Genomic DNA, 15061 nt, shown 5'->3' on the forward strand with positions numbered 1-15061 from the left:
CGTCGGTAGTCACTGTTCGTCCTTGCAGTGGATGAGCTGGGTACCGAGTCCCGTGATAGTGCCTTCCATGACGTCGCCGTCCTGGAGGAGCCTGCCCCAGTGCTGGCCGTTTCCGGCGGGGCTGCCTGTCAGCACCAGATCGCCCGGTCGGAGCGGCATGATCTGCGACGCTTCGCTGACAAGCTTGGCGACGCCGAAGATCATGTCTTGAGTGGACTCGTCCTGCATGGCCTTGCCGTTGAGCTTCAGCGTGACTTGGACGTCCTGTGGGTCGCCAAAGAACTTGGCCGGAACCAGCAGGGGACCGCTGGGCAGGAAGCCGGGGGCGTTCTTGGCCCGGTACCAGTCCGAGCCGATGGCGGGCATGTCCTTGCGGAAGACGTACTCCCGCGTGGTGATGTCATTGACCATGGTGTATCCGAAGACGTATTCGAGGGCCTCTTCGGGAGTGACACGGAAGGCTTCTTTACCGATCACGGCCGCCAGTTCCAGCTCCCAGTCGTGGGACTTGCTATAACCCGGCAGGACGAGGTCGGCTGTAGCCGGAGCAATGGCGGTAGGAAGCCCGATAAAGAAGTACGGCGTCCCTTGGCCTGCGCGCTTGTCCATCATGGCCGCCGTACTGGCCCGCACCTCTTCTGCGTCCTGGCCGGATTCCCGGTGTGCCACCGCAAGGTCAATCACGTGCTTGCGGTAGTTGGCTCCGGTTTGCAGCACTTGGGCGGGTTCCACCGGGGCCAGGACCTCGACGCCGGCGAGTGCCAAACCTGACTGCTCACCGGCCGAAGCGGCAAGCTCGTCAAGCTCGCTTTCAGTGGTTTCCCAGTGCTGGATCAGTGAGTTGATGTCCGTATCCAGTGGCAGGACACGTTCGCCTACCAGCAGGCCCGATTTGGCTTTGCTGTCGCCGGGTTCCTGGAACCGGATCAGGGAGTATGTTGCGTTCGCCATGGATTTAGCCCCGACCCTGCTTTGCGTAGGGGTTCAGGAGGGCTTCTTTCATTTCTGCGGAAGCGCCTTCCTCCGTCGCGGTGAACCCTTCGGCCGGCGGGAAGGATTCTGTCATGGAGTGTGGCATCGCACCATTCTTGTAGAAGTTGTTGGATCCTTCTGAGGGCTTCCACGTGTTGGCGTCCCAGTCCGGAACGTAGTTGCGGTAGCCGCCGGAGTTCAGCTCCACCCGCAGGCCCGACGGGTCGCGGAAGTACAGGAAGTTCTGCTCGCCCACGCCGTGAATGGACGGACCATATTCCATGGGCGTGCCGTTTTCCATCATCACATCGGCGGTGCGGAGCAGGTCCTCGGTAGCGTCCACCCAGAATGCGATGTGGTTGACGCGGCCGGCGCGCTTGGAGGTATCGAGCACGACGCCGAGGTCGTGGGACTTCTCGTTGGTGGTCAGCACTGAGAACACCGTGATGGGTGCTTCATCCAGGTCGACGAAGGCCATGACGCGGAAGCCAAGAGCCTCGTTGTACCACTTGGCGAAGCCCCGGACGTCAGAGGAAGCGACCGTGACGTGGTCCAGGAAGCGGGGAGCAGCGGCATGGCTGCTGCGACGCTCGGGACGGTCCGGATAGGTGGATTCAAAGCCGGGTTCTGCGACGAACTTCTCCACGTCATAGAACAGGCGCATGTGGTGTCCGTAAGGGCCCGTGAACTCGTAGGCTTTGCCGAAGCCGTGGCCTCCGGCAGTCCATGTGCCCTGCACCCCGGTTGCTTCAACGCGGGCTGCTGCGGCTTCGAGCGCGGCCTGCGAGTTGGTACGCCACGCCATCCGCCCCAAAGAGGCCTCCGGGCCTTCGGTGATGACCAGGCTGTAACGGTAGTAATCGCCCCAGCATCGCAGGTAAACATTGCCATCTACGCGGTCGATAATGCGCATGCCGAATTTTTCCTCATAGAACCGTGCCGAGGCTTCGATGTCCGGCGTGGTGATTTCGAGGTGGGCGAGATGGGAGAGGGGAGTTTCCACGATGAATTCCTTCTAAGTGCTCTGGTTGCTCGGACAGTTATCTGCAGGTCCTGTAACAACCATGAGCCACATCACGTATTCGGAGAAGGGCAACTATCTGATAGCAACTATCTGTTGAACAAATAGTTGCAGTGCATGGCTGGATATCACTCAAACAAATACCTGCTATACCAAAACCGCTATTCTCCGCCTACTGACCACTTGCCACAGTGAATGCAGTCCCTCCCGGCGCTTCTGCCACCCCGGGGACCATCTTCAAAGGCGAAGGAACACCTCATGAGCACCATGGACCCAACGGCAACTGAAACCCGCCCGCCACTTGCCGGCCGAGCGGCCGGAAAGACACAGGCTGCGCTACTGGTCGCCGGCAGCTGCATGCCCGTACTGGGTGCAGTTCTGCTGGCACCCGTACTCCCCACCCTGAACCAGGTCTTCGCCGATACCGCCGGAGTCGCCATCCTGGTTCCCTTGGTCCTTACCTTGCCGGCCCTGTTTGTGGCGTTGTTCTCGCCGCTGGCCGGGTACGTGGCGGATCGTGTGGGACGCAAGCAACTTCTTATAGTTGCGATGCTGGCGTACGCCCTCTTCGGAACGGCGCCTCTATGGCTGGACTCCCTCGGTGCCATAGCTTTGTCGCGAGTCGGCGTAGGTATCGCCGAGGCTGCCATCATGACGTGCTGCACCACCCTGATCACGGACTACTACGCGGGTCAGCAGCGGAACAAGTACTTGGGTCTCCAGACCATGGTCAGCGCGCTGGCAGCCACTGCCTTCTTTGCACTGGGTGGCATCCTGGGCAGCATCAGCTGGAGGACTCCCTTCTGGCTGTACGCCGTCAGCGCCGTGCTGGTGGTCCCCATGATTTTCAAACTGTGGGAGCCGGCAAAGGGCCAAGCCCACGGCGGTTCGACAGCGAAACAGCCGGTGCCATGGCGACAAATCGGTGCGCCAGCCGCTGTGACACTGTTCGGTGGCATTGTGTTTTACGCTTTGATCGTCCACCTGCCCTACGTCATCACCGGGCTGGGCGTTACGGACACCGGGCTCATCGGTGGAGCGGCCGCGGTTGCTTCCTTGGCCACTGCAGCAGGTGCCATCTCCTTCCGTTACCTCGCCAAGTTGGGCACCCGCAAACTGCTGGTGGGCGCCTTCGGCCTTGCCGCCGTCGGGCTCTGCGTGGTGTCGGCAGCGGCCAGCGTTCCTTTGGCAATACTGGGTGCCGTTGTGGCCAGCGCCGGTACCGGTGTGCTGTTGCCGACACTCCTGACGTGGGCCGTCAACGGCCTGGAGTTTTCCCAGCGCGGCCGTGGCACAGGTATCTGGACAGCAACTTTGTTCATCGGGCAATTCTTGACGCCCATCGTCCTCGGCGCAACGGCTGCCGCCCTGGGGAACCTCGCCCTCGCACTCGGGGCATTGGGCGGAGCTTGTGCCCTCGCGCTGCTGGCCGTCCTGGTTCGAGGACCGCGGCTTGTGAGCGCAACGCACTAATGTCCTCCACCGCTGGATAACCTAGGGGCATGAAGAACCTAGACCTGAACCTGCTGCCACAACTCCAGGTTCTGTTGGAGCTGCGGAATGTTTCCCGGGCGGCCGAGCGGCTGCAGCTTAGCCAGCCGGCCACGAGTGCTGCGATGGCAAGGCTCAGGAGGCATTTCGACGACGAACTTCTGGTCCGCAACGGGCGCACCTATGAGCTCACCCCCTTCGCGCAATCTTTGGTCCCGTTGGTTGATGAAGCCATGCTCCACATCCAGCGGGCCACGCGCGTCCGGTCCGGGTTCGATGCCAGCAGAAGCGAGCGGGAGTTTGTGATCGCCGCATCTGATTACGCGGCGGCACTCATCGTGGGTCCTTTGCGCGGGATCCTTCAGCAGGAGGCGCCACGGGTGGTGGTGGATTTCGTCCCCACGTCCGGGCTCCAGGGAACCATGGCCGAATATTCCAGGATGGACCTGTTGGTGGGGCCCACCGGCTACAGGATGCAGGGTGAGAGCAAACAGCTTTTCCGGGACAGCTTCGTGGCTGTGGCCGATGCAGGAAATCCGGTTCTCCAGCTGCCCCGATTGACGCTGGAGGACCTCGTTGCGGTGCCGCACGCTGTTGGATACTTCGGCGAGGGCATCAGCACACCGGCCGATAAGCTTTTTGAATCCCGAGGCGTTCGACGACGTGTAGCGGCCGTGGTGGCCGGCTTCCTGTCACTGCCGCTCCTGGTAGAGGGCACGGATCTTGTGGCGCTGGTTCCGCGCATGCTGGCCTCAAGGGCGCAGCGAGGGGCGAACATCGAAGTCCTTGAGTTCACCGAAGAGCTCGAAGCTGCTTTGGTGGAGGCCATGTACTGGCATCCCTCACAGACCGAGGATCCCGCAAACGTCTGGCTCCGTTCCGTAGTCCAGCGTGCCTGTTCACAGCTCCATGAGATCTTTCCCGTGACGGCGCATCCTGTCGTTGTGTCGGCAGGTCAAAGCAGCTAGCCAGCGCCCATCCACGGCATGGATAGCTCCTATCCTGAATGTGGTATTCCCCATCAGCTGACGTGGCCACAGGATGGTGGGATGACAGACATGGGCAGGCGTCGCGGACAGGCTCCATGGCCGGGTTGACGTACTCTTCGCCAACGCGGCCGCCACCCGCTTTGCAGCGTTGGAGGCGATCAGCTATGTCGACTGGACCTGGAATTTCCGGCACGAGGTGGACGTCGTATTTCTACGCGCGAATTGTGTCAGTCCCGGCATGATCCGCACTCCCGCCACCGAGTCCGATGCCAACTGCGCGCTGTTCCTTGCTTCCGATGAGGCCTCCTACGTCACCGGCGCCAACCTCATGGCGACGGCGGCTGGTCGGCTGTTCTGCCCGGATGAGCCGTTTCGGAAATAAAGGACTTCTTTGCCGTGATTGACATGACTGATCGAAACTTTGTGGTCACTGGCGCCAATGGTGGCCAGGGCCTTGCCGAAACCCTGATGTTGGCCGCGACAGGAGCCGCCGTAGTCGCGGCAGACCTGGCCGCGGAACCCTCGGCAGCCATGAAGACGGCAACCGATGAATACCCGGACCGTATTACTTACCGCCAGCTCGATGTCACCCGGACGGATGAGTGGACGGCATTGGCTAAGTTCCTGCAAAACGAGCACGCCCGGCTGGACGGCTTGGTCAACAACGCCGGCATCACCCGACGCAGCCGCCTGCTCGAGGTAACCCCGGCCGATCTCGCCGCGGTATCCGATGTGAACGTTACGGGGGCACTGCTGGGAATGCAGGCCTGCGTCCCGCTGATGAAGTCCGGGGGTTCCATCGTCAATGTTGGATCAGTGGCAGCGCTCAGCGGGCACTATCCGGTTGCCTACACTGCCAGCAAATGGGCTCTGCGTGGGCTAACCATCGCCGCCGCCACGGAACTCGGGCCGCAGGGAATCCGTGTCAATTCGGTACATCCAGGATTCATAGAGACCCCCATGACGGCCGATGCCAACCCCGTATTCCGGGAAGCCACCATCGCCGAAACCCCGCTGGGCCGGACCGGGACGCCGGAGGAGGTGGCCGCCGTCGTGCTTTTCCTCCTGAGCCCCATGGCCGCTTTCGTCACTGGAGTGGACCTGCCAGTTGACGGTGGACAGAGCAGCCACGGAGGAGCGAAGTCAATCTCAGATGCCCTGCGCTGACCGATTTCCCTAAGTCCCCGGGCCCTTCAACCGGTAATTCAGCAGGACGATTCCGGACGGGTAATGACGGCACTCCATGAGTTCCAACTTCGTCCACCGGCTGACCCGGCCGAAGAACGGAACGCCACCGCCCAGGATCACGGGGATCACGGAGATACCCAACTCATCGATCAGCCCCAGGTCGACGAATTCCGTGACCAACTCACCACCGCCGAAAAGGCAGATGTCCTTCTCCACAGCAGTGGTTTCCTTGATCCGTGCAACCAGTTCCCACAGATCACCGGAGAAGAGTTCCGTGTTGCCCTTGGTAGCGAGTGTTTGATCGTGGGTGACCACATACGTTGGGACTTTGGACCCTCCGCCTCCCATGGTTGCTACCTCGCGGTACGTGTTGGCGCCCACGATGTAAGCCCCGGTTCTGCGTTCAGTGGCTTCAAAACCGTAGTCCTCGTCCTTCGCCATGGCTTCGTTCAGCCATGAAAGGTCTCCGGTCGCTGACGCGATGTACCCGTCCAAGCTGGCAGCCATGCCCCCGAACACCTTACTCACGGCAAGGATTCCGTGTCCGGGGAGGTTTCCGTGTCGGGGGAGGTTTCAGTAGTGCTGGCCCGGTCGGCTGCTGCGCCCTGCTTCCGGCTGGCCAGCAGGAACGGCAGCGCGATGAGCTCGATGAATCCTGCCATGGCCAATGATGCCGGATAGCCGAAGAGGTCGGCTCCCCGGCCGAGGACCGGCTGGATGACTACGCCGCCGCTGGAGCCCATCAGGGAATCGAAGCTTAGGACCGTGGCCCGCTGCTTCGAAGGGATCATGTCGTTGACATAGGCCTGCCGGACGGGCGTGGCGGCAGAACCGACGACGGCCCAGAGGGCGAGCAATATCAGCGCCACCCAGAAGATACGCGTGAAACCGAGGACCAGAAGGATGATGCCACCCACCATCGCTCCAAGGATGAGCACGGAGGTGCGCCTGTGGAAAAGCCGCCGGGCATGCGGTGCGAGCCAGCCCCCGAGGATCTGCGATCCCGCAACGATTGCGGCGGCCAAGCCCGCGATCGAATAGGCCCTGGGATCTCCAAAAAGGTCAAGCAGGTACGGCTGCAGTGCGTAGAAGACGTAGATACCGACGCCGGCACTAAAGGGGGCGGCCAGCATCACATAACGCACGGGCGGGTTTTTCAAGCCGTTCTCGATCGATGCGGATAGCACCGCGCGGGTCGCGCGGAGGGGGTGCGTCGAACGCTCAGGCGTGAAGCCGACGTCGTGCATGAGTCCAAAGGCCACCGCAAACATGGCGAGCAGCACCAGCACACGAAGGAGGAAGGGCACGCCAAGATTGGTGGCCTGGGCAATCACCCCTCCTGCTACTGAGCCCACCAGCATCGCAACACCCTGCACCATCTGGCCTCGGCCAAGCACAGATTCCAGCCCGCCTTCGTAGCCCGAGAAACGCAGGGCATCCACGAGCCATGCTTCAACCGCACCGGAGAAGAACGTAAAGCCGAGGCCCAAAAGGACCGAGACCACAGCCCACATCCAGAACGGCGCGGAAATCTGCCACATCACGAAGTACAGATAAGTGGACACGGCCAGCGTCACCGTTCCCAGCAGGAACGACGCCCGCCGGCCCCACCCGTCAGCGATCACTCCCGTAGGGACCTCAAACAGCACCATGCCCACGGTGAAAAATGCGTTGGCGGCAAACGCCTCCAGGTTACTTAGACCGGCATCCAGCAGGAACAGCGTATTGATTCCCCAGATGAAGGACGCCGCAACGGTATTGCCCAGCGTCAATGTCAGATAAACGCGTTGGATCTTGCGGGCGGCGTCATTCAGGGTGTCGCCGCCCTCGCCGGTGCGAGGAGGGACCACCAGCTAATTCTCGCCCCGTTGCCCGTCCTCCGCCAGTGCGCCGTGGATGGAGAACTACGTTTCGTGACTTGTGGGGATGTCCTGGGAGGCTGCCCATTCGCCGACATCCCGGCGCTCAATGGCCGCGGCCATCATCTCCGGAAAGAGATCCGGCGTGCACGCGAAAGCCGGCACGCCGATGCCGGCCAGAGCCGCTGCATGACTTGAGTCGAAGGACGGGTGGCCGCTGTCGCTCAAAGCCAGCAAAGCAATCATGGTGGTCCCTCCACCCACAATTGTGGCGGCTCGGCGCAGCATCTCGTCGGCTATGCCGCCTTCATAGAGGTCGCTGATCAGCACCAGGATGGTCTCGGAGGGCTTGGTTATCTGATCCTGGCAGTAGGCAAGGGCACGGTTGATGTCGGTCCCTCCGCCCAGCTGTACACCGAACAGCACATCAACGGGATCATCCAGGTCGTCCGTCAGGTCTACAACTTCGGTGTCAAAAACCACCAACCTGGTGCTCACGGACCGCAGGGAGCTGAGCACTGCTCCAAAGACACTGGAGTACACCACGGATTCGGCCATTGACCCTGATTGGTCAATACACAGGATGATCTCGCGCTGAATCTCGGTGCTGCGCCTTGCATGGCCATGCAGCCGCTCAGGCACCACCGTACGGTACTCGGGCTGGTAGTGCTTGAGGTTGGCGGCAATGGTCCTGTTCCAGTCGATATCCCTGTGCCTTGGCCTGCGCGTCCTGGCGGAACGGTTGAGGGCACCTGAGACTGCTTGGATTGTCTTGGCGCGGAGCCGTTCTTCAAGCTCCGTGGTGACCTGCCGAATAACTGACCTGGCGGTTTCCCTGGACTCTTCGGGGATTACCCGCCCCAGCCCCACCAGGGTGCTCACCAACCCGATGTCCGGTTGTACGGTGCGCAGCATCTCCGGCTCCAACAGCAACTGCCTCAGGCCTAGCCGGTCCATGGCATCAGACTGCATCACTTGGACCACCGAGGAGGGAAAGTACCCGCGAATATCCCCGAGCCAACGGGCCACGCGTGGACTCGATGACCCCAGTCCGCCACGCTGCCCGGACCCGCCACCGTAGAGCTCTTCCAGTGCCTGGTCACGCCGAACATCATCGCCGGATAGCTGCACGGGCACGCCATCCTCTGTTGAGATGCCGTCCGCGTGCTGCCCGCCCAGCACCAGACGCCACCGGCTCAACCGGTCCCGGCTGGCACCGGCGGAAGCATTACCGGATACATCGCCCGCGTCTGAACCATGCGTGGGGTCGGAAATACCCGTCATGCCGTGGCCTCCCATCCCAGAATTCTTGCCATCGTTTGTAGTGCCGGGCCAGCTCCAGCCAGGTCCATGTTGATGGCCTCCGCGGTGGTGCCGCCAGACCCGACCCGGCTCAGTTGTTCGCCGATTTCGCGCCGCTCGGGCCTGCTGAAAGCCGAGAACGTCCTTCTGACCAATGGCAAGACGTCCTCGAACACCTCATCGTCCACTCCTTCCACCCAGTCATCTACGATTTGCAGGAGGCGCCGATCGTGGATGAGCAGCGTGGCGTCCCCGGACAGCAGACCGTCCAGCCAAGCAGCGGCTTCCGGTGCAGGCGTGGCGATGGAGAGTCGACGACTAAGACGTGTCGCCACGTCGTCTCCTTCCACCAATCCCGCGTCCATCAGAAGCCGAGTGGCCCGGCCAGCCACCGCACCATGGATTGTGTCTGATCGGGCCACAGCGGCAAGCGCTGTATGCCAGTCATCCGACGGCAGCTCAGGCAGCAAAGCCAAACCATCCTGCGCCGAATCAATGGCCCGGCGCATCGCACCAGCAGCATCGTCGTCCAAGCCTGCACAGGCCGTGGGCAGTCCCACGCAGGCGCGCACCACCGTAGCATCGAGGATCTTCCGAACATTACTCACATCCACCGCTCGAACGTTGCCGTACCTGCAAGTGCGGGCCAAGGGGGCTATGGTTTCCAAAAGGGGAGCGACATCCTGCTGAAGGGCAGTACGTTCAGCCAGGGCGGACACGACGCCGGCAATACCGTCGGGCAGCTCGGCCAGGAGACAGCCTTCCAACAGTTTGCCAAGGACCGGCAGGCCTTCGGCTGCCTGTGCCTGTTCCGAGACGAAAGTGCTTGCGGCTGAGGCAACGGTGGTGCCGTATCGGCTGGCTTCCACCACGGAAACAGCCAATTCAGGCTTCCATAGGAGGGTCCACGCTTCCTTGAAAGTGCCGGTGGTCCTTCCGGTGTCGGTCGGCTGACCCCAGTCCACGCCCAGCAGCGCAAGGCGGTGGAGAAGCACCGAACGCGCCAAGTGGTTCGGCTTGCGCAAATCCAGGACCATGACTTCTTCCAAGGCGCTTGGTTTCATGCGTAGCTTGCGCTGGATAGTGGCGAGGTCAGCGGCCAACGGGAGCGTCGGCACAGAGTCAGGGACGTTCCCTAGCTCACGGCCAACAGTAAGTTCGCGATGAACCAAGGCCAGCGGCAGGGGAGAGCCGTCGCAAAGAACAGTCTGCGCGGCATCGTCCAATTCGGGTAGGCCAGGGCTGGGTCTTCCGCGAACGGCGGCCAACGCGCTAGCCATCCTGCTGGCCTCTACCACCGACGCAGTGGACGCATCCAGGTTCTCTTTGCGAAGCGCATGGGCTACCCGAACCAGCCAGGTGGTGGCCACATCCCTTGTGGGATCGTTCCCCATCCAATGTGCGAACAGGTGTTGATACCAGCCCGGCGCAGTGACCCCTGCGCCGTATCCGCTGCCTAAGCTGAGCCGGTTCGAGGTCCAGGGAACCCATGTGACGGCCACCTTGGTTTTCGGCAAACCGGCGAGTACTTTATTGTCGGCAGAAACTGATGGAAAGCCGGCGGGTACCAATGCCGGAGCGTGATAGGCCCCGCACACCACAACGATGCGCGCGTGCCCTTCCCGCATGGCAGCGCGCAGGATGCGCCGCATCGCAGCTTCCCTGCGGTTGTTCTCCACCACGTCAGGATGGTCAGCAGGTCGCCGATCCATGCCGCGGATTTCCGAAATCGCATCGATGAGGGCTTCGAACCGCTCAACAGGGTCCGTGTTCCGGTGCTCCACAGCGTCCTCCCACCAGCGCTCCGCATCGCTGTACCCCGCAGCCTCGGCCAACATGCCAATGGCGTCGGGCCGAAAAGGATGCCGGATTGTCTGGTGCGGCACTTCCTGCCGGGGGTCTGCGGGCGGTTCCTCGACGACGTCGGAGGTGTCTTCGCCGTCGGCGGTGGCCGTAAGCTCATCCTCCGCCGAAGCCGACAAAGCACGTTCATCCGCCACTCGAAGTGCAAAGGTGTGTGCCGCAGGCAGGTCGATGGCACGTACGGCCTTTCCGGTGGCCAAGGCCCATCGGATTGCTACCCACTCAGGCGAGAAACTAGCCATCGGATAGAAGGAGGCCAAGCGGGGCTCGTCCGCCGCGTAAATCAGGCCGGCGACCGGTGGAACCATGTCCGGATCCGTGACCAGGGGGATGACCTGATCAAGTTCCGGCGGCCCTTCTACCAACACAAGATCGGGTCGAAGGGTTGCCAAGGCTTCGGCGACGGAGTGGGCCGAACCCGGACCGTGGTGGCGGATCCCCAGAATGTGGACGTCTGTCATGTTTTAGTTCGACGACTCGAGGTCACGGCAGGCCCGGTAGAGGTCTTTCCATTCAGGCCGGTTCCGGACGACGGTCTCCAAGTACTCCTGCCAGATCACGCGGTCCTGGACGGGATCCTTGACCACTGCGCCCACCAGGCTTGCGGCTACATCCTCCGCCCGGACGGTGCCATCTCCAAAGTGCGCCGCCAGGGAGAGCCCGTTGGTCATCACCGAAATGGCCTCTGCCGTGGACAGTGTAGCCGATGGCGATTTGATGGTGGTGCGCTGGTCCTGGGTAACGCCGGACCGCAGTTCGCGCATGACGGTGACCACCCTCCGGATCTCGGAAAGTGCAGCCAAATCCGCCGGCAGCTCCAAGGACTCACCAAGACTGCGAACACGGGTGGTCACAATCTCCACCTCTTGGTCGATGCTGTCCGGGAGCGGCAGGACCACAGTGTTAAACCGGCGGCGAAGGGCAGACGAGAGGTCGTTGACGCCTTTGTCGCGGTTGTTCGCGGTGGCGATCACGTTGAAGCCCTTCCGTGCTTGTACTTCCTCGTTGAGCTCGGGAATCGGCAGGGACTTTTCGCTGAGGATGGTGATGAGGGAGTCCTGCACATCGGAAGGAATACGCGTAAGTTCCTCCACCCGGACCAGGCTTCCTGTTTCCATGGCCCGCATGACCGGACCCGGGACCATGGCTGTGCGGGAGGGTCCATCCGCCAAGAGGCGGGCGTAGTTCCATCCATACCGCAAAGCCTCTTCCGGCGTACCCGCAGTTCCCTGAACTACCAGCGTGGACGAGCCTGAGATGGCTGCAGCCAGATGCTCACCCAGCCATGTCTTCGCGGTTCCCGGAACGCCCAGCAATAGTAATGCACGGTCTGTTGCCAGTGACGCCACGGCGATTTCCACCAAGCGTTCAGAGCCTAGGTACTTTGGAGTGATCAGGGTCCCATTGGCCAAGGTCCCACCGAGGATGTAGGTGGTGACAGCCCACGGGGAGAGACGCCAACTGGGTGGACGCGGACGGTCGTCAACAGCGGCCAAGGCGCTGAGTTCATCGGCGTACGCATTCTCTGCGTGGGCGCGAAGAACCTCCGTTGCATTCTGGGCATCTGTCATCGGAAAGCCTCCGTCAGGGATTGTCTGAATGATTGGTATTGGACGGCGTCGCGCAGCACCCGGCGCCGGACGGCGTCGTCGTCTGTTCGCGCCAAAAGTTGCCGGCATTGTTCGGTGGCCGCGGGCGGAAGGGCGGTAGGCAGGACTGCGGCCAGCGTCGCTGCTAGGCGACCGCCATCCTTGCCCGAAATCAATGTCAGAACCGCTTCGGCCAACGGCGCGGACCAAGGCTGCGGGACGTCCTGCAGTAGTGAAGCCAGCGCCAGCGGTTCGTCGCCACTGTCCCGAACGTGCCGTTCCAGCCACTGTGCGCGCTCGTTGGGAGGGAGGCAACCCAGGAGTCTTCTGTCTGTCTTGATCGTGAGCAGTGCACGGGCCCATTCAGCATCATCGCGGACAGCAGTGGTGGCGATCAGTGCTTCCAGGGTGCGCTCTTCGCCCTGCAGCAGCGCCGCGGTGGCCGCCTGGTTCCGGCCGGTTGCCGATGTCCAAACCTCCAGCGGCGCACCACGGATGATCACGTCCAACCGTGCAAGCCGATCAGCTTCACCTCTGCGCGGGTCGGCGGGAATTCCGTCGCGTAGTGCCTCCGGGTCAGGGTCCGGGGGGAGATCGATTTCCAATCGCTTGTTCAGGAGCCCCTTGACGTGCAACAGGGGTAGGAGCCGGGCTGCCATTCGGGCCGCACGCGCACTCCGGGGGAGTTGGTCGAGGAGTCGGAGTGCAACCTCGCGTACGCTCTTCGCTTTGTCGTCCAAGGCTTGTTCCAGCAATGCTTCGTCGTCCTCATTGAGGTTGGCGGCAAACAGAGACAGGTTGCCGGCGCGCTCCTTGGCGCTTAACGACGTCCAGTGCGCATGGAGTTGCTCGCGCGCCGCTGCCGGGTCCCGGCCCCGCAAACGTTCAAACTCCTCCGCTGCGGCAGCGCTCCCAAGTTCAGACCATTCTGCTGCCGGTTCGTGGGACGGTGGGCTCTTGAGGTCCTGCAACCAGCAGCCGCGCGTACCAATCGCCGGTTTGAGACGCCTGAAAACAGCAGATCTGGTCTCCGCCAAGTTGAGCAACGCCGGAAGCAGGCGGTGGGGGACCCGCCGTCGTGATTCTTCGGCAAACTGCAGCCAGTCCACAACCAGCTGGGTTCTTAGCTCGAGTCCCACGGGCGGCTGAGTCAGTAACAGCTCCAGAAGCCGGGCGGCATCGCCACTGGCTTGGGGCTCTGTGTCAGCCGGGGCCGGGGAAGCCAGACCAGTGGCTGGGCCTGAGGATGCCGTCCGGGACGCACGGGTTATGACGTCGGCCAGGGCCGCTTGATCCAGCAGGGATTCCTCACGGGTCAGGCCATCCGGAGCACGAAATCGCAGTTCGACGGGCGGCTCGGGGGCGTCGTGCCGTGCCGTTCCCACGAGGGCCGCAGTTCGGAGTTCGGCCAACCAGATCATGGGGTAACCACCATTCCATCGACGACGACGGTCAGCGGACGCAGGTGGCCATCTTCCAGTTCGCCGAAAATATCGGCAGCATGGCCACCTGTCAGCGCCAGCAGGGAGTCGAGAGGAGCATCCACCAAAGGAAGTGCGTCGCCGCTCCGATCGTGCAGCCACCCCAGGCCCTGCGGGTTGATGGTGACTCCTTCCAGCAGTACGGGATGCCTGGTCCGCCACGGCGAGCGGGCAACTGCTGCTGACTCCTGTTCGAGGGCTTGCCGGATGCTGTAGCCGGTGCCGAGACTTGTGGCTATGCCTTGCGGGGTGATGGGTCCGGTGAACAAAGCACGCTGTGGCGCTGAACCAGGGTAGTGGGCAACTGTGACATGAAGCTGCGCTCCCGCGAGTTGCGGCGCAGCCAGCCCCTGGCCTTGGCCGGCGAAGTCAAGGATGACAACTATCGTTCCGTCGGGTGCGCGAAGCCACGTCCGTTGTTGCTGGAGGCGTCCGTCGTCACTGCGGTGAGCTCCGAGCACCAGCCACGGGCCCGCCAAAGCCTCGGTGTCCTGTAAGCCAGCCGACGCCGTGGCCCAGCCGAGGGCAGCTTTGACGTCAGCGAATTCGTCCGGGGAGAGCGCCTCTCTTGCCGACCATGCCTTTGTCAGGGCCCACCAACGGCCCGAGTGAAGGAGGAGATGGTCTGCCCAGTCCGTCCTACCGTGAATTTGGGACGCCATTTCCCGCACTTGTTCGGCCAAACCGGGGAGTTGGGAGTCCACCAAGCGGGCTGCCACGCCATCCCACCACGAATACGGCTGGTTGCGCGCAGCGGCAAGTCCGGTTCGTACGAGGTCCGTTAGCCAGCGCGAGAAATCATCGATCCCGGCATCCATGAGGGCGAGCCTGGCGGCGAGCCGTTTTGCCTGCGCTTCGGGATCTACTGGTTGCTCGGCCCGACGCCGTTCTTTTGCCGAGGCACGATCAGCACGTTGATCGGCCCACTCCTTTGCGAAATCAGCGGTGTCGGCTCCGGCCTCGGCAGCCTCACCCCGGGACCAAAGAAGCAGCAAGGCCAGCGCGTGCTTGCAGGGAAACTTCCGGCTGGGACACGAGCACCGGTAGGCGGGTGCGACGATGTCCACGCTCACTTGGTATGGCGTCTTCCCGCTGCCTTGGCACTTTCCCCAGACAAGGACATCGTTGCTACCCGAGTCGGACCACGGGCCCGGATGCGCCAGTTTCCGTGCTGCTGCAAGCGAGGACGAGTCCGGGGCGGCGTTCATCACTGTCTCTTCGCTCCAACGCCCCATGAATCACATTCTGCCTGACGGCTCCGACACTATAGAACAGCAGTCACGGTGTGGCGTTTGGACCAGCGTTA

General features: G+C 62.6%; 13 protein-coding genes. 4 read left to right on the forward strand and 9 right to left on the reverse strand.

Features of this window, described 5'->3' with window-relative positions; genetic code table 11:
* Nucleotides 1-9 precede the first annotated feature (9 nt).
* Nucleotides 10-951, reverse strand: coding sequence for a fumarylacetoacetate hydrolase family protein (locus tag ACIQTW_RS00350; RefSeq protein WP_402932443.1), 942 nt, complete (start codon nucleotides 949-951; stop codon nucleotides 10-12).
* Between the two features lie 4 nt (nucleotides 952-955).
* Entirely contained in the window at nucleotides 956-1975 is a 1020-nt protein-coding gene (locus ACIQTW_RS00355; protein WP_402932446.1) for a VOC family protein, read from the reverse strand.
* A gap of 276 nt (nucleotides 1976-2251) precedes the next feature.
* On the opposite strand from ACIQTW_RS00355, the gene ACIQTW_RS00360 reads away from it, so the two are divergent.
* From ACIQTW_RS00360 to ACIQTW_RS00375, 4 genes are all read left to right on the forward strand, one after another.
* Nucleotides 2252-3466, forward strand: a complete 1215-nt coding sequence (locus ACIQTW_RS00360; RefSeq protein ID WP_402932448.1) for an MFS transporter — start codon at nucleotides 2252-2254, stop codon at nucleotides 3464-3466.
* A gap of 29 nt (nucleotides 3467-3495) precedes the next feature.
* The gene (locus tag ACIQTW_RS00365; RefSeq protein ID WP_402932450.1) at nucleotides 3496-4452 is read left to right on the forward strand and encodes a LysR family transcriptional regulator; all 957 of its coding nucleotides are present in this window, start codon (nucleotides 3496-3498) and stop codon (nucleotides 4450-4452) included.
* A gap of 259 nt (nucleotides 4453-4711) precedes the next feature.
* Nucleotides 4712-4855, forward strand: coding sequence for a hypothetical protein (locus ACIQTW_RS00370; RefSeq protein ID WP_402932452.1), 144 nt, complete (start codon nucleotides 4712-4714; stop codon nucleotides 4853-4855).
* A 23-nt stretch (nucleotides 4856-4878) separates the two neighbouring features.
* Entirely contained in the window at nucleotides 4879-5640 is a 762-nt protein-coding gene (locus ACIQTW_RS00375; protein WP_402936148.1) for an SDR family NAD(P)-dependent oxidoreductase, read from the forward strand.
* 9 nt (nucleotides 5641-5649) lie between these two features.
* Here the strand turns inward: ACIQTW_RS00375 and ACIQTW_RS00380 are convergent, their stop codons facing one another.
* Genes ACIQTW_RS00380 through ACIQTW_RS00410 form a run of 7 tightly spaced genes read right to left on the reverse strand, consistent with a single transcriptional unit; the run spans nucleotide 5650 to nucleotide 14990 of the window.
* The gene (locus tag ACIQTW_RS00380; RefSeq protein ID WP_402932455.1) at nucleotides 5650-6168 is read right to left on the reverse strand and encodes a dihydrofolate reductase family protein; all 519 of its coding nucleotides are present in this window, start codon (nucleotides 6166-6168) and stop codon (nucleotides 5650-5652) included.
* A 17-nt stretch (nucleotides 6169-6185) separates the two neighbouring features.
* Nucleotides 6186-7511 carry an MFS transporter gene (locus tag ACIQTW_RS00385; protein WP_402932458.1) on the reverse strand — a complete coding sequence of 442 codons (1326 nt, stop codon included), beginning with the start codon at nucleotides 7509-7511 and terminating at the stop codon, nucleotides 6186-6188.
* A 54-nt stretch (nucleotides 7512-7565) separates the two neighbouring features.
* Nucleotides 7566-8804, reverse strand: coding sequence for a VWA domain-containing protein (locus ACIQTW_RS00390; protein WP_402932460.1), 1239 nt, complete (start codon nucleotides 8802-8804; stop codon nucleotides 7566-7568).
* Nucleotides 8801-11146: a DUF5682 family protein gene (locus tag ACIQTW_RS00395; RefSeq protein WP_402932463.1), complete on the reverse strand. Its 2346-nt coding sequence runs from the start codon at nucleotides 11144-11146 to the stop codon at nucleotides 8801-8803. Before ACIQTW_RS00395 ends, ACIQTW_RS00390 begins: the two co-directional genes overlap by 4 nt.
* A gap of 3 nt (nucleotides 11147-11149) precedes the next feature.
* Nucleotides 11150-12256, reverse strand: a complete 1107-nt coding sequence (locus ACIQTW_RS00400) for an AAA family ATPase (protein ID WP_402932466.1) — start codon at nucleotides 12254-12256, stop codon at nucleotides 11150-11152.
* Nucleotides 12253-13695 (reverse strand): DUF5691 domain-containing protein, encoded by a 1443-nt coding sequence (locus ACIQTW_RS00405; protein WP_402932469.1) that lies wholly within the window; start codon nucleotides 13693-13695, stop codon nucleotides 12253-12255. Before ACIQTW_RS00405 ends, ACIQTW_RS00400 begins: the two co-directional genes overlap by 4 nt.
* Nucleotides 13692-14990, reverse strand: coding sequence for an SWIM zinc finger domain-containing protein (locus ACIQTW_RS00410; RefSeq protein ID WP_402932472.1), 1299 nt, complete (start codon nucleotides 14988-14990; stop codon nucleotides 13692-13694). The genes ACIQTW_RS00405 and ACIQTW_RS00410 overlap by 4 nt, the downstream gene beginning before the upstream one ends.
* Nucleotides 14991-15061 lie beyond the last annotated feature (71 nt).

The organism is Paenarthrobacter sp. NPDC090517, assembly GCF_044769165.1.
In the GTDB taxonomy this organism is placed as follows: domain Bacteria; phylum Actinomycetota; class Actinomycetes; order Actinomycetales; family Micrococcaceae; genus Arthrobacter.